Genomic DNA, 25585 nt, shown 5'->3' on the forward strand with positions numbered 1-25585 from the left:
GCAGAAATGCTTCCGGGCTTTTATTTTGTGTCGAGTTTAGGCGGTACGGATAAATCCATAATACCAATAGGTGTTTCCGTATTTTTGCCGGAGTACATGATCCGTATTCGGACGTTGTGACATCAGTACGCCGAAGTCTTCGAAAGCCAGCCTGCAGGTTGGGGTAACCGGGTAGTTGCGGGTGGCTTCCAAATGAGGAAACATGAGGTCGACCACTAACAGAGCTTCCTGATAATGAATCGGTATCGCTTCACCTAGTGGAAAGTATTGCCGGAATAAATTATAAAAGCCTTTCAAGTCTTTATCCAAAAGGACGCCGCATAACAAATAGTCGAGTGCTTTACGGTTGGTCGTATCGGCTTTTACCGCTTGTGTCAGAAGAATGAGGGGGGAAGATGCGTCGATAATGAAATCTTCCTTGTATGCTTCTTTGGAAGTTGTTAGGGACTTGGAGATCCGTTCGGTTCGTTCTTTTATCCATTGATTGTGACAGGTGGAGGTTTGTAAGATGTCCATATATTTCTGGGCCAGAGGAAGATTTCCGGATTCTGTTTGCCAATCAATCAATCTTCTGAGCCGGGAGAAAGAAAGACCTTGTGGAGACATGGCATTGGCTTGTGCAAGTTGGTGGAGAGCTTCGTGTTTCAGTCCGAGAGCATAGGCGAAAAGGCTGTTAAAATTGGCTCCGCCCAATTCGTTTGCCGGAAAATAAATGCGGTCTGCTGACTGTACTGGATAGTGGAAGAGTTGCTCCGGCAGGATACCTTTTTCATTAAGGGCAAGCATCAGGTAAGGATGATAGTAGGCTTCGCTGCTGTTACTGGTATGGATCGTTTGTAGTACCCGATCCCATTGTTGTTCTTCCGCATACCGTTGTACAGCCAGGCGTTTCTCCCTTTCCCGGTTGGGGGAAGAATAAATGCTGTAACAACTGAATGCGATTAAGAGAAGGGGGAATGCGATAGAGATATAGCGGTTTTCTTTTCTGCCGGAGAGGAAAACAGAGCAGAGCGGAATTAGGAACAAGGCATAGTATACGTAAATATATCGCATTCCATATTCAGGATTAATGAATGTGTACAACTGATTGACCGGGGTGTAAAAAACAAAGTTTTGCCATAACAGAGGCCATACGGCAACAAGTACCAGATTTATAACCGGTAACATAGGGAAGCCTTTTTGTTTGAAGAAAATTCGTTCGAAAACAATTCCATACAGATACAATAAAAGTAAGCAGTTTCCCGGTAAAAGAAGATATAAGAAAGGAATAGCGATCAAAGCGCTGGTATAGCGTATTACTTTGTTCTGGATGAAAAGATAAAAAACGAGTGTCAAAAGGAATAGATTGTATTGTAATAGTGCAGATAAGTTCCAGGCATATTGATAGATGCAGAACATGATGATCGGTACGGTGATTATCCATCCGTGCAGTGCTGCTTTCCATTGCCTTAAGTAGAGGAGGAGGATGGCTGCGGTAATCAAAAGTAAACCTGTTTCCACGAAAAGTCCCAGTGAGAGCGGATGGTAGAACTGAGACAAAAAGTTCGTTATCAGACTGTTCCATCCGGTTGGAGCAAGTAGATAACCTTGCAGGTAGTCGTTTGTCATCAGGAATAATCCGCCTGCCTCCTGATAACGAATATATTCGGGATAGAACATATATTCGATAACGAGTGTATAAATACTTGACAGGACCAGAAGTATGATGTTTCCTTTTTTCATTTTTATGTACGTTTTAATCGGTTACGGTATGATCCAGCTGAGATCTGGTGATTGTGATTTTATCCTTGATAAATTCCGGGATGTTAAATGACTTCATCCGGAGGTTGTTCTCGTCGGGATCTTTCTGCGGGAGTAGGAATGGTTTGCTGAACTTTTTGTTCTTGTCTAGGTGGGCGATGAAGAAACGGGTGTAAAGCCCGTCAAGGCGTCGGCTGCTGAATATGATCCATCTTCCGTTTGAAGACCAGGAGTGATAGCTTTCCACGTCTGTGCTGTTTAAGATATCGGTATCCACGGGGGCAGAACCTTGTAAAGATATCATTTTCAGATCCGCTTCCTTATGCCAGATCGGGAAAGTTGCATAATCCGATTCGGTGAAAAGCAGATATTGGTTATCTGGTGAGATACGGGGGAATGAAGCGCTTTTATTGTGTGCCGTATAGATCGTGTCGATTGTCTCTCCGAAAGAGCCGTTGTCCGGGTTAAAGGAGACACTGCAAATAGAGTATTTAATCTCTTTCAACCTCTTGGGCAATTGTCTGGCAGGAGTTGTGCAGTAATATAGGCGTTTCCCGTCAGGAGCCCACGCTGGAAATGTTTCGAAAGATGCCGGACCGTTGAAACGGGGATCCGTTATGACTGTGTTATGGACCAAATCATATAAGACCAGGTCTGATTCCAGATCGTAGACTTCTATTAGGTTCGGGTTTCGGCTATAAAAAGACTGACGGGTGGTATTGGTTGAAAATATGATATATTTGCCAGATGGATGCCAGTGGGGATAAGTTCCTTCTTTGGATGATCCGAGTTGCGATAATTGCACTTTGGTAGGCTGGTTATTTTTAATAATGATTGTCCCTCCCGGAGAAGTCCGTGCATGAAACATGAAATCTGTAGGGGAATAATTGCAGAATGAGTGGCAATTGACACATCCTTTTTCATTCATATTGCTGGATATGATAATATCCTCTTTAAAACAGTTTAAAGCTCTTTGGCGGATATCCATTTCATGCCAAGATTCATAACCTGGTTCGATTAATCGGTAGGCAATATAAGGGTCGATAGAGTCTGTTGTAATATAAACAGGAAAAGATTTGTATTGTATACCTTCCGGATAAGATTCATTCCATACGGATATGGATATATCTATTTGCTTGCCAGTATTATCGGATAACATATGTTGCCATTTCTTTAAGGGTATATCGATTTTGTTTTTCCCTTCGATGCTAAATAATGGTTGGTTATTGTTGGAAAAAACAGCTTTTATATGAGAGGAATTTCTGACAGTAAAGTTTAAAGGTGCAATATTGATGGGGATACTTATTCCTTTATAATCCGGAAATATATCCGGATAGGTATTTCCGAGTTTAGATGCGACTTTATTTTCTGTGCATCCGATGTAGAGAAAGAAGGTCAATAAAGATAATAATAATTGTTTCATGGCTCATTCTGTTTATGATAGCACTCTGCAAAGATGTATCAAATTTTTAATTATAAATATCAAAAGCATAGATAAAATTTGTGCGAGGGTGAATATTTTTGTCCATTGTGAAAGACACATGGGAACATGGATTAATCTTATTTTTGTAAATACCGTATTATGATGAACAGATACAGATTTTTCTCTCTTTGCCTAGGTTTGATGTGTGGACTGCACTTGTCGGCCAAAGATTATTATGCCACGGATTTCGGTGTGAAAGCGGATGGTAAGACATTGAACACGAGTTCCATTCAGAAAGGAATCGACTTTGTGAATGCACAAGGTGGGGGGCGCTTGGTCTTTACTGCGGGTAATTATCAGACTGGGACGATTTACCTGAAGTCGAACGTGACACTCCATCTTGAAGAAGGAGCGACTTTATTGGGATCGACCAATCCTTGGGATTACGAAAAAGATCCGTATATTCGTTGGATGTCTATGATTTTCGCAGTTAAGCAGCAGAATATTGGTATAACGGGGAAAGGGACGATTAACGGGCGTGGTTTTCAAACAGCCAACAATATGGTGGACTATATCCAGCGGGGTATCTACGAAGATCCACTGAAACTGGGCCGTCCGAACGAGACGAACCGTCCGCAGAACATCTATTTCCGTGAATGCGAGAATGTGACAATCAAGGATATCACCCTGCGGGACCCGGCAAGCTGGAACCAGACATACGACCAGTGTAAGAATCTTTATGTCGACGGAATCCACGTGGATAGCAAATCCTATTGGAATAATGACGGTATCGATGTGGTAGACTGTGACGGCGTTGTGCTGAAAAACTCTTTTATCGATGCGGCGGATGATGCGCTTTGCTTTAAATCGCATGATGCGAACAGCATGTGTCAGAACGTGGTTGTCGAGAACTGTGTGGGACGTTCGAGTGCCAGTGGCTTGAAATTCGGGACGGTATCGAGAGGTGGTTTCCGTAACTTCAAAGTGAAAAACATCAAGATATATGATACGTATCGTTCGGCCATAACATTTGCAGCAGTCGATGGTGCTCTGATCGAAAACATCGAAGTAGATGGCGTTCGTTCCATTCATACGGGAAATGTGATCTACCTCCGTATCGGTGACCGTTGGAGTGCAGGGAAGAAGCCGATTATGAAGAATATTACGATCAAGAATGTCTATGCCGAGATCCCGATGGACAAACCGGATGCCGGATATAATTATGAAGGACCGATCGAAGATCTTCCCCGCAATATCTCACCCGCCAGCATTGTTGGATTGCCGGAATATAAGATTCAGAACGTGACACTCCAGAATATCGAGATTGTTTCTCCCGGAGGTGGTAATCCCTACTACGCTTACCGTGGATTGGCACCGGCCGAGCTGGACAGTATTCCTGAAATGGCGACTTCCTATCCGGAGTTTTCGCAGTTTAAGGAATTGCCGGCTTGGGGCTTCTACATCCGTCATGCCGAGGGAATCACTTTTGATAATGTGACGTTTAAGGCTTTGAAAAAAGATTACCGTCCGGCTATCGTGATGGATGATGCCGGGGAGGTGACATTCAAGGATGTCCGGTTTATCGAGCCGGAGGGCGAGGGAAAGAAACAGATATTCCCTTATAAGTCAAAAGTGATAAAATGAGAGTACGATATCGGACTGGAAGGATGTATAGGATTAAAAACAAAAAAGTGAGACGATATGAATAAAAATAAATTATTTGCAAGTGTGATAGGCCTTTTGGTCTTTGTGGCGGGACTTTCAGCTAAAGATTACCAAGTCGCGATGTTTGGAATCAAATCGGACGGAGTGACACTCAATACCCGTTCTATCCAGCGAGCTGTCGATTATATCAGTGAACAGGGAGGCGGCCGGCTTATTTTTTATGTGGGCCGTTATCTGACTGGTTCAATCGAACTTAAGTCGAATGTGACGATCCGTATCGAAGAGGGAGCCGTCTTGGTTGCAGTTCCCTCCGTTTATGATTTTAAAGGGGTTGGAGGATGTAATGCGATTATTTACGCAGACAAGCAAAAGAATATCGGTATCGGTGGAAAAGGCATTATCGATGGCCGTAGCATCGTTGTGCGGGCAAGCGTGGAAGAGCAATTGCAAAAAGGGCATATCGAAGGAAATGTATCCGATTATGCACCAGCTTTGATCTGCATGGAAGGCTGCGAGGATGTGAAAATCGAACAAGTCACCCTGCAGGATGCAGCGAACGTAGCCGAAATATATAAGGACTGCCATAATGTGACAGTAGACAGAGTCGTTGTGAATGCCGGTGCATCGGACCGGAAAGCAATCTCGATTTCTGGCTGTGACGGAGTGAAGATGACAGATTGCTACTTTAATATGGCGGGGAATCCGTTGGAGAGTGCTGGGACATCCCGTAATCTAATATTTACAAATTGTATAACACCAGACGGCAAAGCTGTCTCAAGCGATCAATAAGAAGGAGGAGAAAACTATGCAGAGGAGATCTTTTATCAAACAGAGTGTTTTATGGACAGCCGGTTGTGCCGTCGGTAGCCGTATGTCGCTATGGGGTACGGTTAGTGCAGCCGATGAGGTGAAGGGGACGGTTTTGCGTTCCGGTGAGCTATATAAATTGTTTCGTGATCCACAATCCATTTACCGTCCGTTTGTCCGTTGGTGGTGGAACGGAGATAAAGTAGAAGCGGATGAATTGAAACGTGAACTGCATATATTGAAGGAGGCGGGTATCGGAGGAGTGGAGATCAATCCGGTAAAATTTCCCGGCAATGACACGGACGATTTGGGAAAGAAGTCGTTACCTTGGCTGAGCGACGAATGGATTGACATGTTGAAGGTGACTTTTGACGAGGCGAAGTCGCTCGATATGACCTGCGATCTGATTGTCGGTTCCGGCTGGCCGTTCGGGGCGGAGTTCTTGAAGGGAGATGAACGGGCGGATGTTGTAGTGAACTATTCCGAGAAGCTGAGTGGTCCGATCGACTATGAAGTCTCTCGCGACGGTCTGTTCTGTGCGGCCGATCCTGCTATCAGTTCTCCTTTTCTTGGAAAGAAGATGGAGCTGGTTTCCCTGCAGCTGGTTCCTGAGCCGTTTGGCAGTCTTGACCAGGCTATCGATCTGATGGATAAGGAGGTCGATGGAACGTTTAAGTTCAAAGTGCCTGATGGGAAATATGTCTTGTTTGCCTTGGTCAAGATACGCGGTTTCCTCGAAGTGATCAATGGTGCTCCCGGTGCTACGGGACCGGTGTTGAACCATTTCAACAAGCTGGGTCCGTTGTCCGGCAATATCCGTTCCCTGTTTACCGATAGCATGGAACTGGAAGGATCGAACTGGTCGTATGATATGGCGGAAGAATTCAAGAAACGCCGGGGATATGACGTGCAACCCTATCTGCCCTTCATCCTATTTAAGATGGGCAGCATGGGGAATGTGTTGACCTATGAACCAAAGGTTCAGTTTACACCCGAACTGGACGATACGATCCAGCGTGTGCGTTATGATTTTGAATACACGAAAGCCGAACTGCTGCGCGAGCGTTTTACACAGACTTACCTGGACTGGTGTAAGGGGCTGAATGTGAAATCGCGTGCACAGGCCTACGGACGTGGTTTCTTCCCGCTTGAAAGCAGTCTGGATTATGATATACCCGAATGCGAATCCTGGACGATGACTTGGTTGCGCCATCGTCTGGGCGAGGAGATGTCGGAAGAGGATTATCGCCGGGGTCGTGCCTATACGATGGTTAATAAATATGTGTCTTCTGCTGCCCACTTACGTGGAAAGCGCTTGGTGAGTTGCGAGGAGATGACCAATACTTATACCGTGTTCAATATGACATTGGAGTTGTTGAAGATTGGAGGTGACCAGACGGCTATCTCCGGTGTGACGCATTCTATCTTCCACGGTTTCAACTATTCTCCTAAAGAAGCTCCGTTCCCCGGATGGATTCGTTACGGGGCTTATTATAACGAAAATAACAACTGGTGGCCGTATTTCAAATATTATACCGCTTATAAAGGCCGTATGGCTTCCGCTCTGCAACATGGAACCATGTATGCGGATATCGCGATCTTGCATCCGATAGCCGATATGTGGAGCACGTTGGGAATGCAGAACGAACCGTTCCCCGCTACTACCAATGTGAAATATAAGACATTGGTATGGGAAGCGATCCATAAGAACGGCAGCGGTTGCGACTATGTTTCCGAATCGATCATCCGGGATGCCGAGATGAAAGACGGTTACTTGTGCTATGGTCCCCGCAAATATAAAACTCTTTTCCTGATCGAAGTGGAGAGTATGGAACCGGCTACCGCGCATAAATTATATGATTTTGTGGCCTCTGGCGGGCGTATTTTCTGTATAGAGGCTTATCCGCATAAATCGGTCGGCCTGAAGGATCATGACAAGCATGATAAGGAAGTGCAGGAATGGGTGGCAAAGATGAAGCAGATGGACGGGCGTTTCATACTGCTTCATAAACCGGAAAAAGACTTTGTCGGTTGGTATCAGGGTGTGCAGAAAGACTATGGATTGACACCGTATATGACGATTGAAAAACCTGATCCTTATCTGATGCAGAACCGTTATCAGGGTGATAACAAAGAAGAGATGTTCTTTTTCAGTTATGCACACCGCTATAATTCGCATCAGACCCGTATTTCCTTCAGCAACGAGGTAGTAAAAGGACGTCAGGGTTGGGTGTGGGATCTGGAAACGGGTGAACGATACCGGTTGCCGCTGGATGCAGCCAACAGTTTCCTGTTCGACTTCGGTCCGGCTGACTCTCTCCTGATTGTGTTCGATAAGCAAAAGAGAGGAAATGATTACAAGCCGCTTCCGGTTTCCGGTGAGGATTTGAAAGATCTTTCGTCTGATTGGGATGTGGAGTTCCGTCATAGCCGTGAGAATACGGTGCAGAATACTCATTTCGACAAACTGAAGGATTTAAAGGATACGGACTATGTGAATTTCTGCGGAACGATTGTTTATAGAAAGAAAGTCAACGTCTCTTCGCCTGTCGGGATGGTGCTCAACCTCGGATTGGTACATGGCGTGTCGGAAGTATTCGTGAACGGGCAGAGTTGTGGTGTCAAATGGTATGGCCGCCGTATCCATCCGGTCTCAGCCCGGTTGAAACAGGGGGAGAATTCGGTAGAGGTACATGTAGTAACTGTTATGGGAAACTATATGAAGACGCTGAAGGATAATAAGATCGCTCAGGCGTGGACCCGGAGGCAGGATGTTGTGCAGCCGGCGGGATTGGTCGGACCGGTAACCGCTTATAGAATTAAAAATTAAGAATTAAGAATTAAAAAATTAAGAAGCTGAAATTAAGAAATTGAAGAATTATGAATGTGATTAGAAAAATAATGATCCTGTGCTTGTTGGCAGGAATGCTGATGCCGGTGTGGGCAAAAGATTACCAGATGACTATGTTCGGGATCAAGTCGGATGGGACGACCATGAATACCCGTTCCATACAAAAGGCGATCGACTTTATTTCCGAGAGCGGGGGGGGACGTCTGGTGTTTACTGTCGGACGTTATTTGACCGGCAGTATTCATCTGAAGTCAAATGTGACGATCCATTTGGGAGAGGGGGCCGTGTTGGTCGGTTCCACTAATCCTTATGATTATGATATGGAGCTGAATGCTTGGTATGGTTTGATCTTGGCGAATAAGCAGGATAATATCGGTATCACCGGCAAAGGGGTGATCGACGGTCGTGGACGTGAGCTTGCCAATAACTTCATCAACCAGGTTTATTCAGGGGTGATCAAGGATAAGTTGCAGTTGGGACGTGTGGCCAACCGTCCGAAGCTGGTCTATTTCCGCGAGTGCAAGAATGTGGAGATAAAAGGTGTGACGATGATGAATCCGGCTTTCTGGACACAGACCTACGATCAGTGCGAGAACCTGTTGATCGATGGTATCACGGTGCATAGCCGTGCTTACTGGAATAACGACGGGATGGATATTGTCGACTGTAACGGCGCGTTGATCCAAAACTGTTATGTGGATGCGACAGACGATGCGATCTGTCTGAAATCCCATAGTGCCGATGCCATTTGCCAGAATATCGAGGTCCGCAACAATACGGCTTGTTCAAGTGCAAGCGGTATCAAGTTCGGTACGGCTTCGACTGGTGGCTTCAAGAACATAAAGATCATCAACAATACTATATTCGACACGTTCCGTTCGGCTATAACGATCCAGGCGGTTGATGGCGGACTGGTTGAGAATATAGTGGTGGACAGCCTTCGTTCCATCAATACCGGAAATCCTATCTATTTGGTCGTGGGAGAACGTCGTGAGGGACGTCGCAGCCGGATGGACAACGTGCATATCTCGAATGTTTATGCCGAAGTCCCGGCAACGAAACCGGATGCAGGATATGACTACGAAGGGCCGACGGAAGATAATCCGCGTAATGTCTCGCCTTCCGGCATTGTCGGCTTGCAAGATAACAAGATTACGAATGTCTCTATCGAGAATGTCGAGATCGTCTATCCGGGCGGTGGTAATCCGTTGTATGCTAAAGTTGGATTGGACGAACTGGATAAAGTACCGGAAATGCCGAAAGCTTATCCTGAATTCTCTCAGCATAAGGAGTTGCCTGCCTGGGGATTTTATGTCCGCCATGTCGATGGGGTCACTTTCAAGAATGTGAAGCTGACTGCTTTGAAGAAAGACTATCGTCCGGCTATCGTCTTGGACGATGTGCACAACGGGGCATTTACAAAGATCAAAGTGGTTGAACCGTCTGCCGGAAAGAAGGAAAAGATACACGTTTACAAGTCTACGAAGATAAAAAAATAGAACGGGAGATACGGGAGACACATAAAAGGGGAGGGAATGCAAAATGTGCATATCCCTCCTTTTTTATGTAGCGGAACAGACAATACTCCCCCTTCCTTCCTCAGAGCAGGATAAGAAGGAAAAAACTGTTTAAGAAAGACTGAACCAATCAAATGATGGTTTATCTGGCAATTACTGAATACGACTAGGAAAGACTGGGCTTATTTAAGTGACGATCGCCATGCTTCTGTTGTCAGACAGCCTGGTCATAAACCTTTTGCCTTTGGTCGAATACGTTTTCGCCCTTAGTCGAAAAGGTTTTTGACGAGTGTCGAAAGGGCTTTTGACCAAGGGCGAAAAGTAAAGGTGTGGTAGTAATGGCTGTAAAATACCTGTATGTTTTTGTTTTCTTTTCGTGATAAAGACGGCTTTAGAAATACCCGTGCGTTTCCACATCTCCATATTTGAGGGCTATCTCTACCCGTTTGACAGTGAATGCACCGTCATCTTCGGACTGGAACCCGATGCGGTTGTATCCCTGTTTGAGAACTTCGTCGGGTAGGATAAAGGCATATTCCTTTTCTTCTTTTTCCAGCCCTCGTTCCCTATCGTATAGGTGGGTGTAGGCCGGCATTTCTTTCTCAACGGCTTTTCCGTTTACTGTCAACCGGCAGGATGCCGGCCGACTGGTGCGGATGAATAGGATTGCTTCTTCCGGATATCCTTCCTCTACCGAATCGCCGATATAAAGATTGACTTCTTTCTCTTCTCCCTTGCCTATTTTTAGCGGGAGTGGAGAGTCCGGCTTTATATTATACTGGACAACCCCGTCAGACAGTGCATATATCTTATTCCTGCCTTTTAAAGTTTCCAACGATCCTAATTCCTGAAGCAGTTCCGGCATCATGACCCGGCAAACCTGGCCGCCGTCTTCCAGATACAGTTTCCCGTCATGTTCGGTATTGAGCGTGCCGAAATAATAATTGAACAGGTAGATCCCGTCTGCCCCCTGTGAGAGGATATGGGAACACATCCCCCTGTGCATGCCGTGTGACCAGAATTCCCGCGGGCGGTAGCCTCCGTCGTCGATCGAACTGTAGAACGGAATGTTGAGGTCTTTCCCCATTTCTTCCCTGAACTTGGCTACCGGCATGGCGGGATCGCCTCTCCAATGGACACCTGTACTGATAAAGTCCAGCAATCCGAGGCGTAGCCATTCGCGTATATCCAGTCCTTTCATCATGTTTTGCTCGACCGTCGGCGCTACACGTGCGGAGAGTAGGATCTTTCTGCCTTGTTTGGCTGAAATTTCATCCACCTTCTGACGGATGTCTTTCACCAACTGTGTCATCAGCGGTGCGTTCTGCGGCCCTGTGCCAGACTTGAAGTAAACGATAAAGCGCATGAAGTCGAGATCGTATCCGTCGATTATGTCGGCGTAATTTTCCAATTGCTCGGAAATAATCGCCAATTTGCGGTCGCGCACTTCCTTTATGGCAAAGTCAAAAGCCCCGCCGCTGTTATAACCTTGTGTCGTGTCGTTCAGCCAGTATTCAGGATGCTGAATCCAGAAATCGGTATACCAGATCGGACAATGGGTAGTCGTATCATTGAAATGCAAGTCGTTCATCCGGTAGGTGATGAAGGCTTCCATCCCTTTCTCCTTGGCTCTCTTTAAGGTATAAGCGACCAAGTCCGTCCCCTCTTTTTCCAGGTTCAGATGGTTCCGGTAGTATTTTCGGAAAGAGTTGTATTGAGCTGTGTCGCAACCGCAATCCAACGTTCCGTTCAGATCGTCTCCCATCACATGGCCGTATTTGGAACGAACATAGAAGAAATCGCTGCCGGAACACATCATATAGGTCGTGACCTGTGAGTTCGCCACCATATCGACGCAGGAGTCCAAGTCGGCAAGCGTAAGCGGACGATACTTGAACCAGCGGTTTCCTAACAGGTCGGAACCGTCGTTGTTATGAATGATCCGGAATGTCCGTTCGGGAGTCTTTTTTACATCGGGTGCACAGGCAAAGAAAGCCTGTGCACATAAAAGAATCGAGAAATAGTTAATTATAAGTGATTTCATGGTGTGTTGTGTGTTTATTCGACTAATGAGTACGGCTTTTCTTCTGTTGTGAACTGCCTTCTCTTATTGGGGCTTGAAGTCATTTGGAAGACGAGTTCCCCTCCGTTCATGATGTCCTGATGGGTGATGTAGGCCTTTTTGTAAGGTTGACCGTTTAGGGTGACAGATTTGATGTAGCGGTTCTTGTCACTGACCTTGTCTGCTCTGACTGTAAATGTTTTTCCGTTTTCCAGGTTTACCTGCATATAGGGCAGGTAAGGAGCTCCGATTACATACTGATCGGTTCCTGGGCATACCGGATAAAAGCCCATGGCTGAGAAGATGTACCAGGCGGACATCTGGCCGCAGTCGTCGTTGCCGCATAAACCGTCGATATTGTTGCGGTACATACGGTTCATGATTTCACGAATCCAGTATTGCGTTTTCCACGGTTCGGTAGTCCAGCTATATAAATAAGGGATATGGTGGCTCGGTTCGTTACCGTGGACATAAGTGCCGAGCAGGCCTTCTCGTGTCACATCTTCGGTTTGGGCGAAGAATTCATCCGGCAGATGCATGGTAAACAAGGAGTCCAGCTTGTTGATAAAACTGCGGTTTCCACCCATCAGGCGAATCAGATCGGACGGAGCCTGCGGAACATAGAAAGAGTAGTTCCAGGCATTTCCCTCGATAAAACCTTGTCCGTGTGTGCTGAGCAGATCGATCTTCTCTTTCCAGCTACCGTCTTTGTAACGCGGACAGGCAAAACCGAGACCGGGTTTGAACACGTTCCGGTAGTAGAGGGCACGTTTCTTGTAAGTATCGGCAATCTGTTTGTCTCCCAGCAAAAGGGCGGTGTGATAGACCGTCCAGTCTTCATAGGCATTCTCCAACGTGATGGAGGCGGAAGTGGGGGATTGGTCGAAAGGGACATATCCTAATTGTTTATACTCATCCGTATGATCATAATAAGGCACGTTTGAACTGCTGACCATCGCTTTGACTGCTTCCTGCTTGTCGATTGGCAAGCCTTTGGTGATGGCATCGGCCAGGACGGAAACCGAGTGATAGCCGATCATGCACCAGTTTTCGTTACCCATATGCGACCAGACCGGCAGCAGATGATGCACGCTTTGGCTGTAATGGGCGAGCATCGACTTTACAAGATTCGTACTGACATCCCGTTTGATGATGTTGAACAGCGGATGTAAAGCCCGGTACGTATCCCAGACTGAAAATACGGTATAGTTTGTAAAGCCCTCGGCCTGGTGGATGTTGTGGTCGATCCCTCGGTATTTCCCGTCTACATCCATATAAACGGACGGGTTGATCATCGTATGGTACAAAGATGTGTAAAGCATGGATAGCTGGTCGTTACTGCCCTCTGCATCGATGACGGACAGTGCGTTCTCCCATTTCCCATTCGTTTCCTGGCGGATCGTGTCAAACGATTTACCGGTAGCCTCTGCTTGCAGGTTCTTTACGGCTCCGTCTGTTCCGACAGCCGAAAGAGCCACTTTGATTTCGAGCGGAGCGCTTCCTTCTTTGAACTCGAAATAGGAAACAACTTTACGTCCTCCGATCTCCGGGAAGTTCTCTGCTGTATTGAAACGCCGGAAACCACCCGGATAGTTGACTTTTTCCCGGTCTGTATATCCGTAACGGGTGACCGGCTGGGAGAACGAGATGGCAAAATAGGTATAGTTTACGCGACTCCATCCGTTGGTAATGCGGTAGCCCGTAACCAAAGTGTCGTTTTCGACCCGGAGGTTTGCCCATAACACCTTGCCATCGTAATTGTAGATACCGTGGTTGAGGTCGAGTATCAGCTGTTTCTTCTGATCGGCCGGATAGGTGTATTTATGAATACCGGTCCGTTCGGTTGCTGTCAGTTGCACTTTGATCTGATCGTCGGTCAGCAACACTTCGTAGTAGCCTGGACGGGATATTTCGGTGTCGTGGCTGAATCGGGAACGATAGCCGCTGTCCGGATTATCAGCCGTACCAGGGTTGATCTGCAATTTTCCGGTGAAGGGCATCAGCAGAATATCACCGAGGTCGGAATGCCCCGTTCCGCTGAAGTGGGTATGGCTGAAGCCGACGATGGAACTGTCTTTATGTTGGTAGCCGGCACAGTATTCATACACGCGAGGCTGATAGACACCGTCGATGTTATGAGGAATGGTATCGGTATCAGGACTTACTTGTACGATACCAAACGGAGCGCAGGCGCCGGGAAATGTATGTCCCATCCCGTTTGTTCCGATGATCGGGTTTACCAGATCGGTCTTTTGTGCCATAATCGGCATGCTCATGTAGGCAAAGGCGACGATCAGTGATTTCATTAGTTTTTGCATATGTGTGTTTTTCTTATTTTCTAGGATGTCCAAAAGTAAGCAAAGTCGCAAATATGCAAATGTATTTTTTGTCGGATTTATTTAGATATTTGGCTAAATGGTGAAAAGCGGACGCTGGTCCTAACCGGCCTGTTTCCCTTGCGGACGCGATTTGCCTGTTACGGCCATCAGACTGACGATTGGGAAATAGATCAGTTTCCTCATGGCAATCACTGTTTTAATTCTTACGAAAATGCGTTTCCTGGTAAGAACAAAAAGGCCGCCTTTTTTTACAGAGGCGGCCTTTCGGATATATGGAATAAGTTTGTTATTACTTAACTAATGCAGCGAATTCGCTGTTAGTTGCATATTTTGCAAATTCCAGGTCGATAGCAGCTTCTTTAGCCATAGCCTTATCAGCAGCGATAGCAGCTTTCAGGTTGCTGATAACTGCGTTAGCGTCGTTTGTACGAGCAGCTACGATAGCTTTCAGGTAAGAAGTTGTAGCGTCGGGTTTAGCAACTGCGTTCAGAGTTTGAGAAGCTTTGCTGTAATCCTTAGTCAGGATCTGAGCCAAAGCAGCGTTGTTAGACTTAACTGAACCGAAAGAGTTAGCAGCCTTAGCCCATTCGCCCTGTTCCAGATACAGAACACCCAGAGCCTCGCCTAATTCAGCAACGCCTGCTGCGCTACCGAACAACTGTTGAGCCTTAGCCTGGTCACCCTTAGTCAGAGCGATCAAACCTAAGTTCATGTTAGCTTCCGGATTAGCTTTTACAGAGTTTGATTTGTTGAACATCTGTTCTGCCTTAGCCAGGTCGCCGGCACGGAATGCCATCATACCGATGTTGTTCCAAGTGCGGTAGCAGTTAGGATACAGTTCAGAAGCTTTTGTATAGATAGCCATCTTTTCTGCGTCGTTGTTAGTCAGAGTAGCAGCGTACAGAATTTCTTCGATGTTCAGTTCAGAAGGATTGCTCTTGGCTAATGCGCTGATTTCGTCATCAGACTTGCCGATGATTTCGATGTTGGCAGTCAAACGAGAACGACGAAGTTGCGGCAAGATTGTTTCTGCCAGATCAGAGTAAACAGCAGAGATATTCTTGATTTCTTTTTCTCTTGTTTCGGGATCCTGGTACATAGAGATAACTCTCAGTACGAGGTCTTTATCTTGCAAGTTAGATGCAGCTACCAATTCTTTGAAGCCTTCCCAGTCCTGAGCAGTGTAACGAGCGTCAACCGGAGCGTCAACCTTCATCTTCTTCAATTCTTTAGACAGGTATTTGCTTGTGTTGCCTTCACGTCTTTCAGCCAAGCCAGTGTTCAGTTTAACACCACCATCAGGAGAAGCGTAAGCAGAGATTTCGATTGCTACGTTCTGGTTAGGAGCTTCGTCTGCATTCTTAACAAGTTCTTTCCATTCTTTGATTGCGTCAGAGTTCAACTCTTGAGCACGCAGGTTAGCTTGCTGGATAAGGAACATGATGTTTGCGTCGTGAGCTTCTTTGATGATACGTTGGAATTTGTCTGCTGCAATAGCTGCATTAGCAGTAGCTGCGTCAGCCAGTTCGGATGTAGCGATCACACCTTCTCCGATTTTTACATCCGGCAATTTAACTGTCTTGTTCTTGATCTTTGCGTCGAAAGTCAGATACAATTCAGATTTCTTCATTTCCGGTTTGTAAGTGAAAGCAGATTTCATGGTTACGTTAGCACCTTCTTTCTGTGGGATAACTTGGTTGTTGCCCTTTACTTTTTCACCTTGGTAAGTGTAAGATGTTCCCCATGCTTCACCACCGGCATAACGAAGAACCGGAGTCACAGTTACAACTGCTTTTTTGTTGAACCATTTTGCAGGGAATGTGGCATTAATAGTCACAGGAACTTTGCCTCCGATGGCCTCAAGCGGCTGCGGTTCAGCTTTGATGTACTCTTCAGCTAACGGTTTCAACTTGTTTGAACAAGAAGAAAAAGTCAGAATTGCTGCCAATACGAGGAAAGGCATTAAATACTTTTTGTTCATAATTTGATGTAAGTTTAAAATGTTACTATGTTTATATATTCACTTTCAAATATCCCTTAGCCATCAAAGTGCAAAACTAAAGCATTTTTTTGTTATGAAGAGCAAACAAGAGATAAAATCTTTCCAATTAATACTTATTAATGAATCTTGTCTCCATTTTTTTCAGTCTGATGTCAAAACAGATAGGAAATGAATCCGGTGAATCCTTTCGGATTTTGTCTAACCCTTATTGTCAAATTTTAATCAAAACAGGGCTTTTTGAGTATAAAGTTTGTTATTGTAAACAATTTTCACAATATATATGCCGGCCGGGATCGAACCAATCGGCAAGGTCGTTTGTTGCCCGGTGATGGAATAATTGCGTATGGCCTTTCCTGTGAGCGAAACAAAGGTGAGGGAGGCCCGGCTGACGGGAACTGCAAAGTCGATGTGGATCGTATGCCGGTATCTGTCGACAGACAGGCTGACATCTGTTGCCGCTTCTATGTGCTCGTTGGCCGTTCCGCTTCCTTCGTTCGGATCCATTCCGTTGCAACTGCGAGCTGTTACTCCGATAGGATCGAGCCAGTATTTGAGCTGCTTGCTACTATCGGCCGGTTCGGACCAGCTTTTTTGTATGGAGAAAAAGAAGTCTTCGACCGGATTGAGACAGCTGGAAGCACCGCCTGTCAAGCCTCCGATGATCCGGTTGTCGCTATCAAAAAGGGGAGAACCGGACGAGCCTCCGGCTGTACATCCTGTCGCCCAACGGGCTACCTTCCAGTGTGAATTTTCATTGAAGTCGGTAACCTGTATTTTATAGGTCGTCAGCTCTACGTTTCCTTCGGCGAGGTTAAGCCTCTTGAGCGATCCACCCGGATGGTGGATACACGTATAAGGAGCTGTCCCCGCATCCAGAGCGTTCCAGCCGGCATAATAGGCTCGGTAATCGGCGGGTGGTGTGTCCTGCAATTCCAGTAATGCCATATCCGTTGATTCATTCACAGCCCGGAAATGGGCCGAAGCGATTGTCTGGTCAGTATGTCCAGGTTCAACCGGACTGCATTGGGGGCTGTTGTAATTGAAGTAACAGACAATATTGCCTGCCACCTCTTCATAATCTGGGTTTTTGATCTGGAACTGGTTATTCAAGCAATGCGAGGCTGTAAGGAGGTAAGGTTTTCCGTCGTTAGCCGTGTTGTTGACAAGCGTTCCCGTGCAACCGGTCGTCCCGTTGATAATCATCAGGACTACGCTGCGTTCGATAGCGTCGTAACGGGTTGTCGAATCCTGGTAGCAGGCGATGACCGGCATACATCTGAAAGCCGCAAAGTCGGGCTGCGGTTCCGAGAGTCTGAGGTTTCGATAGCCGTGGTTCACCTCGCCGACCGCGAGTTTTCCAGAGAAAGCGGTTTTCGCCGGTTCTTGGTATTCGATGATCAACTCGTCTCCCTGGATCGGGGCCACGGGCAGAATGCCACGTTCCGAATTGTTCAGGTGGTTGAACGAGCCCAAGACTTCCGATTGGTCGCTATTGTATAGGAATACGCGTGCGCCTTCGGGCAGATGGTATTTACTGAACATTATATTGAGGGAGAGCGCACCTTCGGAACGTATCCCGAGTCGCCAGACCTTTGTCCCGTCGGACAGGGTGAAACGGACTCCGGAATTCTCCGGCGTATAGTCTGTCACGAACTTATAGGCAAAGCGGAATCCATTCCGTAGGCCGGTTGCTTCTAGCGAATCGAGCCGGAGCTGTTCCGCCAGGTCGAATGGGGGCATTGTAATAAACATATCCTCTGTCAGGCTTTTGGTGGCCGTGAGAGGGAGTGGCTGTCCTCCGTGACTGATCTGTGCCTTGACGGAAACACCGAGAAACAGGCATAATCCGAAATATATTATAATAATAAGATGCTTTGCCATAATAGCGACAAATATACGATTTTAGGAAAATAATCAGCTATTTCAGATTCATTTTAAAATTGCTCCTGATATTTGTCCTGTCAAAAGATTAGACAGATAAAAAGTAGAACTATAAAAGATGAATGAAATGAAGAAAATTTTAGCACTGTTAGTTTGCCTGCTTACCATAAGTACGGGCGTTCGCGCGGACGATGACCGTCCGGTTCGTTTCGACCAGCTGCCCGCTAAGGCACAGGCATATGTAAAGAAATATTTCCCACAGGAAAAGGTGGCACTGGCAAAGATGGAAAAGGATTTTTTCGACAAGAAGTATGAAGTGATTTTTGCCAACAGCAGCAAAGTGGAGTTCTTTAAGGACGGAACTTGGAAAGAAGTGGATTGCAAGTATTCCACTGTTCCCGAAGCTGTCATTCCCGAAGCCATCCTACGCTATGTAAAGGCTACTTATCCCGATCATAAGGTCGTTAAGATCGAAAAGGAAGACCGGGGGTATGAGGCGAAACTTGCCAACGGTATGAAGCTGGAGTTTGACAATAAGTTTAACTTGATAGATATAGACAATTAATTAAGAACCGATTTTAAATAGAAATGGTATGATTAAAAATGTATTTTTACTTGCGGCACTATCTCTGTGCCTGTTCCAAAGTTGTGACAATGATGATAACGAACCGGTTCCCGGTTATGTGAGTGCCGAAACCAAAGCTGCTTTTGACGAAAAATATCCTGCGGCAAAAGATGTGGAGTGGGAGACGCGTAACGATTATTTGATTGTGGATTTCAAACAAGATAAAGTAGAGAAGGAAGCTTGGTTCGACAATAGCGGAACTTGGTATATGACGGAAACGGATATCCCTTTTGCACAGCTTCCCGATGCGGTGAAGACTGCTTTCCAGCAAGGTGAATATTCGACTTGGAAAGTGGACGATGTGGATATGATCGAACGCCGGGATGTCGAGACCGTCTATGTGATCGAGACGGAACAGGGCAATAGTGAGGTGGATCTTTATTATTCTCCGGACGGTATCTTGGTGAAAACCGTTCTCGATGCGGGTGGGAACGATGGATATGAAGATTTCATCCCGTCACAGCCTTCCTCTTCCGTAGATGCTTATGTCAAAGAACATTATCCTTCTGCCCGTATCTTGGATATCGACCGGGAAAAAGGTGTTACGGAAGTTGAAATATTGGATGGAACAGTTTGCCGCGAACTCCTGTTCGACGATGGAGGCGCTTGGATGCAGACTAAAACGGAACTTCGTATTACAGCGCTGCCGGACGCGGTAATGGCTGCTATCAAGGCTTCGCAATATGCAACCTATAGGATCGACGATGCTGATTTCATCGAGACTCTGACTGGCGAATGGTATCTCGTTGAACTAGAATCCGGCAAGCAGGAAGTGAAACTTCGCATAGACGCTACCGGAAAGATATTGTAGAAACCTACCGTTATCGCTTTCAGGTTCGTGAGAGAAAATTGGACATGGTATCCGGTATATCGGAGATAATCCGGCTTTGTTTTCCAGCCACCAAACAGGTGATAGCCCGTTCCCATGTCCAAAACTTAGTATTTGCAGTCGTGTAGGAGATGTGCAGTAGCATCCAAGGTAATTAGTGCTTCGGAGAAACGGACGCATGTTGCTTAATCCAATTCCAGCCTGATGACCGTTCCGTATGAAGGGACATTTTTGAATGCTTCTTTCAAGTCATATTCTCCGGCATAGACACGGGCACAGGTCAAGACTCCGCCATGTGCGAAAATGCATACTTTCTGCAGGTCACTTTCTCTTATTTCATTTAGGAAATGACTGACACGGGTATATTGATCTTGCAAGGATTCGCCCGAAGGAGCCGGAACATTGATCCAGTCGTTGAACCAGGCTTCCGATCGAGGATCGGAGGATAGTTCGTCCCAAGATTTCATTTCCCATTCCCCGAAGCTGATTTCCTTAATGCGGTCTTCCTTTTCTGCGTCCGGGTAGCCGCAATAGGCGGCGAGGCGGGTACAGCGTGTAAGCGGGCTGCTCCACACTTTGTCGAATGTATGGCCGGATAAGTTTTTTTTTACGGCTTCGGCTTCATCTTCGAATGAAGGACGAAGGGGAACATCGGTTTGTCCGTATGCATAGCCGGCGGGAATGTCGACGGATGTATGTCTGACCAGATAAATTTCCATGTAATATATGTTTTATATGATTGTCGTATAAATAACGGCTATCCCTAAATAGAAACTCAGTTCGCAAAGCAAAAATGTTGCTCCGCAGCAGTCACCTGTATAGCCTTGTATTTTCTTTTTCATTAGAGAGGTGAGAAAATAAAAGACAAGAACAGGCAGTAGACCTGCCAGGAGATAAACGGGTTCCGGCAGCCAGAACATCGGAATCAGAGCGGAGAAAAGGCAACATGTATATTCACTTGTAGTCATCCGGCTGTAGACCGTTTTGTTTTTGGCCTCTTCTTCCTTGCGTGCGTAGGGAAGCCTATTGATGATCATTCCGGCAACTCCTTTGGAAAAAGGATCGCCTGCCAGTATCGCACTTCCGGCAAGAGTCAGTGGCAGGCTGCTCAACAATGTATATAGAAGTGCAAAATAAAGAATCAACCCGATCACCCCGTAGCTTCCTATATGTGAGTCTTTCATAATTGAAAGGATACGTTCGCGCGAAGTCCCTCCCCCGAAGCCGTCGAAAAAGTCGGCAAGTCCGTCTTCATGTAGGCAACCGGTTATCAGCAGCCGGGTGACGATTGCCAATAGTACGGCAACACTTGCCGGCAGTATCAGTGAAGCTGTGTAAAGTACGATTACGGAAAGCCCGGCTGTGAGCCAGCCGACTAACGCCCAGCGGCTGACTACATTCTTGAAATATTCCGAAGGAACTTCAGCCAGTCGCCAGAATGGTAGCCGGGTGAAAAATATAAAGGCGGCAAGGATACGGAGCATGGATTGGAAATTAATAATTAAAAAGGAGTTAGAAATATTTGGTGATGGAGGCTTGCTGGAAGCTGTGCATCTCGTTGATCATGCGGACTGCCGAGTCCACAATCGGATAGGCGCATACGGAGCCGGAACCTTCACCCAGGCGTAAGCCGAGATTTAGCAACGGCTTGGCTTGTAGGATATCCAGTACACGTTTGTGTCCGGCCTCGTCTCCGCAGTGTCCGAATATGCAGTAGGGAAGCATTTCCGGATACAAGTGTGAAGCAGCCAGTACGCAGTTTGTCATGATAAAGCCATCTACCAGAATAACCATCTTCAATTCTGCCGCGCGGAGCATGCCTCCCACAGCCATCACCATCTCGTAGCCGCCGAAATAGCGGATTACATCCAACGTGCTGTTGTCTCCCTTGTAGTTCTCGAGTGCCTTTCTTAAGACATTATATTTATGTTTGACCCCTTCGTTATTCAAGCCGCTTCCGGCGCCTACGCAATCGATCAGCGGGATTCCCGTCAAGCAAGTCATCCACATACTTGATGCAGCGGTGTTTCCGATTCCCATCTCACCAAAACTGATCACGTTGCTCCCTTTGTCGTAGCAATCTGTGACAATGTCGGCTCCATATTGGATTGCCAATTCCATTTCGTCTTGTGTCATGGCCGCTTCATACAGGAAGTTACGGGTCCCTTTCCTGATTTTCCGGTTGATCAACTCTGGGATGGCAGGGAAATCGAAATCCACACCTCCGTCGACGATCTTGATTTCGAAGCCATGCTGGCGTGAAAGGAAACAGATGCCTGCTCCCCCGTTCAGGAAGTTATGTATCACCTGGCGTGTTACTTCTTTGGGGGATTTGCTGACGCCTTCATCGGCGATTCCGTGGTCGGATGCGTATATAACGTTGACCGGATGATGGAGCACCGGGGATAATGTTTGCTGGATCAGACCGATTTGGAGTGCAATTTCTTCAAGTGTACCCAGTGACCCTTTGGGTTTCGTCAGATTATCGATTTTGTCCTGCAGGGCTGTGGTGATAGCGGTGTCAGGTTTTTGAATGTTGAAAGAGATCATGGTATAGTGTTTTTATTATTTTACCTTCATGGGAATACCGCTCACCATGAAGACAACTTCGTCGGCACGGGATGCGATGTATTGGTTTAACCACCCTTGCAGGTCCGTGAACCGGCGTTGGACCGCATCGGGAGAAACGCCGCCTAATCCGATTTCGTTTGTGACGAAGATCAGGTAGGCATCCTGCTCTGTAAATTTATTAAATTCTTCTTTTAACTCGGCCAAGGAACGGTTCGTGTCACCTTCATTGTCGAAGAAAAAGTTCGTTCCCCAGAGAGTAACACAATCGATAACGACCACACGGCCGTTCAGATCGTGGCGGCTCAGGTATTTTTCTTCTTCGATATTCGTCCATTCCGGTCCCCGGTTGGCCTGATGGCGAAGTACACGCTCGCGGAACTCCTCGTCCCAGACACGTGATGTCGCCAGGTAAACCGGATTAGCTGTCAGTGACAAAGCAAGTTTTTGCGCATATCCGCTTTTTCCGGAACGTTGGCCGCCTGTCACTAAAACGATATGCTTTTTTCCCATTGTCTTATTCTCCTTTCGGTTTATTGCGGGCGGCAGCGCGTTTTGCCTTGTTGAGCGGGTTGTTCTTGCTTGTCTTGCGCAACGCTGCCGATTTTGGAGAAGAAGCCAAGCGTTGTGCAACGGCCGACCGTCCTAATGATTTGCCGAATTTGGGGCGCAAAGCTTCTTTCAGCATCTCTTTGTCGATGCCAGTCACCTTTGTTTCTTTTTTCGTGCTTTCTCCATTGCGTGCAGCATGGCGTGCGGCTGCGTATTTATTGTATTTTACATATTTGCCGGGGCGTAGGCCTTTTGAACCAGCTGCTGGAGAAGTTGCCTTCTTTTCGGAAGTCGCCGTAGACGAGGGCTTTGTCTTCTTCGCCTTTTTTTCTTGTCCGGCAAGTTCCAACTCTTGGATATTGATCCGTGCGGAAGATGTTTGTTTGCCCGTATGCTTTCCGATTCTAACTTGTATATCATCCAGCATGACGATATCGGCTTCGGTTACTTTCTGCCCGATATGAGGCAGGCTGCCGTTTACGGTGACACGTCCTTCTTCGATGAATTTGTCCGCTTCCCTGCGTGAACAAAGGCCGGAATCACTGATGAGCTTATTTAATCTTACTTCCATTTTGTACGTCTTTATTTAGTGGATAATTATTGATATTAAACAAACAATAAGCCCCATGAGAAGTTCGGCATTGTTGTTTGTTTTGATGGCAATCAACATGTCTTCTGTTGTGAAAGTCCGTTCGTTGGTCCCGATATAAGGCTTTTCCACCGGCTTCCCGAAATAATCGTGGGTCCCCCCAAAACGGCAATTCAATATAGCGGCAAGGGCAGATTCCGGATAGCCTGAGTTCGGGCTGGCATGAGCCGGACCGAAGCGCTTAACGAAATCCGTTTTGTTCAAGTTGCCGGAAACAGCCAGCATCAACCATGCTGTCAACCGGGCAGGGATATAATTGGCAAGATCGTCGAGCCTTGCGGCAATCTGCCCGAATTCTAAGTAACGTTCGTTTTTGTAGCCGATCATCGAATCGAGCGTATTCACCATTTTGTAAGCCATCATGCCGGGAAGTCCGAGCAGGGCAAACCAAAACATGGGAGCTATCACTCCGTCGCTCAGGTTTTCCGCGAGCGTTTCGAGAGCGGCGGCCCGTATCTCTTGTGGGGAGAGACGGGAAGTGTCGCGGCCTACGATCCGCCCGACCTGTTTGCGTCCTTCTTCCGTGCTGCGGTCTACTGCTTCGAAAACGGCTTTCACTTCTTTGACCAGCGTTTTTCCCGCCAGGCAGTAAAAGACGCCTATCCCGGATAGAATAGATGCTACTATCGGGTGAAAGTATCCGGCAAGCGCCAGTATCCGTTCGCAGAGCAAATACGTTCCGGCAACCAGTATGAGTGCCATGACGCCTCCTTTGACAGCCCGGTCGTTTCCTTTGTTCAGCGTCTTCTCTCCTAAAGAAATCACTTTGCCGAAACCAACAACCGGATGTGGCCATCCTTCAGGATCACCCAACAAGCGGTCTGCCAGCCATCCGCCGATGAACGGGAAGGCTTTTGCCATATAAAACGATTGATGGAACCAATAATACATAATAGTGGCAAAGGTAAAAATATAATTTCAGTTATGGAATCCATCGCCTATATTCCTTATGATTTATCGAGGTAAAATTGAAGGAGGAAGATATGCTCTTCACCCTGATACCGGTAGGAGATGTGCAACCCGTATTGACGACAAATCGCTTCGGCTATGGCGAGGCCGAGTCCGGTCGATTCCTTTTTCTTGCTCCCCTGGTAGAAACGTTCGAAGATATGCTCGCTGTCGAGAGGTACGGTTTGCCCTGTGTTGGCGATAGTCAGCGAGTCTGCCTGGATCGTGACACGGACGTGTCCTTTTTCCTTGTTATGGATAAAAGCGTTTTTCAGCAGGTTGGAGATGAGTGACTCCGCCAGTGTCTCGTTCATCGTTATCTTCAGTAGGCCCTGTTCCTCCAGTGAGATCTGGGCTTTGTAGTGGCTGAATATCTCTTTGTAATCATCTAACAGCCGTTTGACGATGCTGTTGATTTCGACCGGACGGCTGTCGGTGAATTGTCCGTTGTCGATCCGGGAGAGAAACAGCAGGGATTTATTCAGCCGGACGATGTAGTTCAGTGTATGCTTGGTCTTGAACAGTTCTTCCATTTGTTCCTCCGTCAGTTCCGTATTGTCGAGCAGCCATTCGATACGGTTGTTGCAAACGGCAAGTGGTGTTTGAAGTTCGTGCGATGCATTGCCGATAAATTGCTTCTGCTGTTTGAATAGTTGTTCCGAGCGTTCGACGGCTTGGGCTGCTGCTTCGTTCAACCTGCGGAATTCCGGAATACGGGTGTCGTTGGGAACAGGTCCGTGCTGTTTGCCCGGCAAATAACTGTCCAGCCAGTTCAGTAGCGCGTACAACGGGCGCAGGCTCCGATAGAACACCCAAATGCAGACCGTAAGCAGGGTGACCAGTAAAACAATATAAAGAAAGAGAATCCAGTTGGCGACGGCCTCACGTAAATCTTCTTTTTCAAAAGAGGGAGTCGAGACTTCCAGTAGGAAATAATTGTCATCTTTATCGGCGAAGATGGTCCGCAGCACACGTGCCGGTTCAGTCTCTTCCTTTTCCTTTATATATATGTCGGCATCGTAGTATTCGATCGCTGGGTATTGTCTGGCTTCTTCCCTTGTTATGGGACGGATGGAATAGCTGTTGTTACTCCCGTCGTTTTTCGAAGGAAGCTCTTTGCCGGCAAG

General features: G+C 46.8%; 19 protein-coding genes. 6 read left to right on the plus strand and 13 right to left on the minus strand.

Going from position 1 to position 25585, the window contains the following annotated elements:
• Positions 1 to 36 precede the first annotated feature (36 nt).
• Together BHV83_RS19345 and BHV83_RS19350 are read right to left on the minus strand one after the other, a co-directional pair.
• Entirely contained in the window at positions 37 to 1722 is a 1686-nt protein-coding gene (locus BHV83_RS19345) for a DUF6057 family protein (RefSeq protein WP_122206016.1), read from the minus strand.
• Positions 1723 to 1735: 13 nt separating this feature from the next.
• On the minus strand, positions 1736 to 2899 hold the full coding sequence (locus BHV83_RS19350) for a TolB family protein (protein ID WP_286757912.1): 1164 nt from the start codon (positions 2897 to 2899) through the stop codon (positions 1736 to 1738).
• 426 nt (positions 2900 to 3325) lie between these two features.
• On the opposite strand from BHV83_RS19350, the gene BHV83_RS19355 reads away from it, so the two are divergent.
• Genes BHV83_RS19355 through BHV83_RS19370 form a run of 4 tightly spaced genes read left to right on the plus strand, consistent with a single transcriptional unit; the run spans position 3326 to position 9985 of the window.
• Positions 3326 to 4807, plus strand: coding sequence for a glycoside hydrolase family 28 protein (locus tag BHV83_RS19355; protein ID WP_022322477.1), 1482 nt, complete (start codon positions 3326 to 3328; stop codon positions 4805 to 4807).
• Positions 4808 to 4864: 57 nt separating this feature from the next.
• A complete protein-coding gene (locus tag BHV83_RS19360; RefSeq protein WP_286757913.1) occupies positions 4865 to 5617 on the plus strand; it encodes a glycosyl hydrolase family 28 protein in 753 nt (250 codons plus the stop codon).
• 16 nt (positions 5618 to 5633) lie between these two features.
• A complete protein-coding gene (locus tag BHV83_RS19365) occupies positions 5634 to 8465 on the plus strand; it encodes a glycosyl hydrolase (RefSeq protein WP_286757914.1) in 2832 nt (943 codons plus the stop codon).
• Between the two features lie 50 nt (positions 8466 to 8515).
• Positions 8516 to 9985: a glycoside hydrolase family 28 protein gene (locus BHV83_RS19370; RefSeq protein ID WP_046452250.1), complete on the plus strand. Its 1470-nt coding sequence runs from the start codon at positions 8516 to 8518 to the stop codon at positions 9983 to 9985.
• Positions 9986 to 10394: 409 nt separating this feature from the next.
• Here the strand turns inward: BHV83_RS19370 and BHV83_RS19375 are convergent, their stop codons facing one another.
• The 4 genes from BHV83_RS19375 to BHV83_RS19390 form a co-directional block, all read right to left on the minus strand.
• The gene (locus tag BHV83_RS19375) at positions 10395 to 12047 is read right to left on the minus strand and encodes a glycoside hydrolase family protein (protein ID WP_286757915.1); all 1653 of its coding nucleotides are present in this window, start codon (positions 12045 to 12047) and stop codon (positions 10395 to 10397) included.
• 14 nt (positions 12048 to 12061) lie between these two features.
• Positions 12062 to 14383 carry a GH92 family glycosyl hydrolase gene (locus tag BHV83_RS19380; protein WP_286757916.1) on the minus strand — a complete coding sequence of 774 codons (2322 nt, stop codon included), beginning with the start codon at positions 14381 to 14383 and terminating at the stop codon, positions 12062 to 12064.
• A gap of 310 nt (positions 14384 to 14693) precedes the next feature.
• Positions 14694 to 16385 (minus strand): tetratricopeptide repeat protein, encoded by a 1692-nt coding sequence (locus BHV83_RS19385; protein ID WP_005635578.1) that lies wholly within the window; start codon positions 16383 to 16385, stop codon positions 14694 to 14696.
• A gap of 243 nt (positions 16386 to 16628) precedes the next feature.
• A complete protein-coding gene (locus BHV83_RS19390) occupies positions 16629 to 18287 on the minus strand; it encodes a trypsin-like peptidase domain-containing protein (protein WP_286757918.1) in 1659 nt (552 codons plus the stop codon).
• A 127-nt stretch (positions 18288 to 18414) separates the two neighbouring features.
• Here BHV83_RS19390 and BHV83_RS19395 point away from each other — a divergent pair, with 127 nt between their 5' ends.
• Positions 18415 to 18852, plus strand: a complete 438-nt coding sequence (locus BHV83_RS19395) for a PepSY-like domain-containing protein (RefSeq protein ID WP_005651441.1) — start codon at positions 18415 to 18417, stop codon at positions 18850 to 18852.
• Between the two features lie 28 nt (positions 18853 to 18880).
• Positions 18881 to 19723 carry a PepSY-like domain-containing protein gene (locus BHV83_RS19400; protein ID WP_005635584.1) on the plus strand — a complete coding sequence of 281 codons (843 nt, stop codon included), beginning with the start codon at positions 18881 to 18883 and terminating at the stop codon, positions 19721 to 19723.
• A gap of 203 nt (positions 19724 to 19926) precedes the next feature.
• Here the strand turns inward: BHV83_RS19400 and cobC are convergent, their stop codons facing one another.
• The 7 genes from cobC to BHV83_RS19435 form a co-directional block, all read right to left on the minus strand.
• Entirely contained in the window at positions 19927 to 20460 is a 534-nt protein-coding gene (cobC, locus tag BHV83_RS19405) for an alpha-ribazole phosphatase (RefSeq protein ID WP_005635587.1), read from the minus strand.
• A gap of 12 nt (positions 20461 to 20472) precedes the next feature.
• Entirely contained in the window at positions 20473 to 21225 is a 753-nt protein-coding gene (locus tag BHV83_RS19410) for an adenosylcobinamide-GDP ribazoletransferase (protein ID WP_005635588.1), read from the minus strand.
• A 28-nt stretch (positions 21226 to 21253) separates the two neighbouring features.
• Complete coding sequence (cobT, locus tag BHV83_RS19415; protein ID WP_022322471.1) at positions 21254 to 22291, minus strand: nicotinate-nucleotide--dimethylbenzimidazole phosphoribosyltransferase; 1038 nt, start codon at positions 22289 to 22291, stop codon at positions 21254 to 21256.
• A gap of 15 nt (positions 22292 to 22306) precedes the next feature.
• Complete coding sequence (locus BHV83_RS19420; protein WP_122206012.1) at positions 22307 to 22822, minus strand: bifunctional adenosylcobinamide kinase/adenosylcobinamide-phosphate guanylyltransferase; 516 nt, start codon at positions 22820 to 22822, stop codon at positions 22307 to 22309.
• Between the two features lie 4 nt (positions 22823 to 22826).
• Entirely contained in the window at positions 22827 to 23432 is a 606-nt protein-coding gene (locus tag BHV83_RS19425; protein ID WP_022322469.1) for a S4 domain-containing protein, read from the minus strand.
• A 15-nt stretch (positions 23433 to 23447) separates the two neighbouring features.
• Entirely contained in the window at positions 23448 to 24401 is a 954-nt protein-coding gene (cbiB, locus tag BHV83_RS19430; RefSeq protein WP_122206011.1) for an adenosylcobinamide-phosphate synthase CbiB, read from the minus strand.
• A 56-nt stretch (positions 24402 to 24457) separates the two neighbouring features.
• Positions 24458 to 25585 (minus strand): sensor histidine kinase (locus tag BHV83_RS19435; RefSeq protein ID WP_286757919.1); only part of this gene is annotated, 1128 nt, incomplete at its 5' end.

Source organism: Parabacteroides sp. merdae-related_45_40, assembly GCF_001915675.1.

Bases quoted from the DNA above. Each gene is read 5' to 3' on its own strand.
- BHV83_RS19370 (WP_046452250.1), top strand. From the start codon at position 8,516: ATGAATGTGATTAGAAAAATAATGATCCTGTGCTTGTTGGCAGGAATG.
- cobC (WP_005635587.1), bottom strand. From the start codon at position 20,460: ATGGAAATTTATCTGGTCAGACATACATCCGTCGACATTCCCGCCGGC.
- BHV83_RS19345 (WP_122206016.1), bottom strand. From the start codon at position 1,722: ATGAAAAAAGGAAACATCATACTTCTGGTCCTGTCAAGTATTTATACA.
- BHV83_RS19400 (WP_005635584.1), top strand. From the start codon at position 18,881: ATGATTAAAAATGTATTTTTACTTGCGGCACTATCTCTGTGCCTGTTC.
- BHV83_RS19420 (WP_122206012.1), bottom strand. From the start codon at position 22,822: ATGGGAAAAAAGCATATCGTTTTAGTGACAGGCGGCCAACGTTCCGGA.
- BHV83_RS19375 (WP_286757915.1), bottom strand. From the start codon at position 12,047: ATGAAATCACTTATAATTAACTATTTCTCGATTCTTTTATGTGCACAG.
- BHV83_RS19360 (WP_286757913.1), top strand. From the start codon at position 4,865: ATGAATAAAAATAAATTATTTGCAAGTGTGATAGGCCTTTTGGTCTTT.
- cobT (WP_022322471.1), bottom strand. From the start codon at position 22,291: ATGATCTCTTTCAACATTCAAAAACCTGACACCGCTATCACCACAGCC.
- cbiB (WP_122206011.1), bottom strand. From the start codon at position 24,401: ATGTATTATTGGTTCCATCAATCGTTTTATATGGCAAAAGCCTTCCCG.
- BHV83_RS19380 (WP_286757916.1), bottom strand. From the start codon at position 14,383: ATGCAAAAACTAATGAAATCACTGATCGTCGCCTTTGCCTACATGAGC.
- BHV83_RS19390 (WP_286757918.1), bottom strand. From the start codon at position 18,287: ATGGCAAAGCATCTTATTATTATAATATATTTCGGATTATGCCTGTTT.
- BHV83_RS19395 (WP_005651441.1), top strand. From the start codon at position 18,415: ATGAAGAAAATTTTAGCACTGTTAGTTTGCCTGCTTACCATAAGTACG.
- BHV83_RS19350 (WP_286757912.1), bottom strand. From the start codon at position 2,899: ATGTTATCCGATAATACTGGCAAGCAAATAGATATATCCATATCCGTA.
- BHV83_RS19410 (WP_005635588.1), bottom strand. From the start codon at position 21,225: ATGCTCCGTATCCTTGCCGCCTTTATATTTTTCACCCGGCTACCATTC.
- BHV83_RS19355 (WP_022322477.1), top strand. From the start codon at position 3,326: ATGAACAGATACAGATTTTTCTCTCTTTGCCTAGGTTTGATGTGTGGA.
- BHV83_RS19365 (WP_286757914.1), top strand. From the start codon at position 5,634: ATGCAGAGGAGATCTTTTATCAAACAGAGTGTTTTATGGACAGCCGGT.
- BHV83_RS19425 (WP_022322469.1), bottom strand. From the start codon at position 23,432: ATGGAAGTAAGATTAAATAAGCTCATCAGTGATTCCGGCCTTTGTTCA.
- BHV83_RS19385 (WP_005635578.1), bottom strand. From the start codon at position 16,385: ATGAACAAAAAGTATTTAATGCCTTTCCTCGTATTGGCAGCAATTCTG.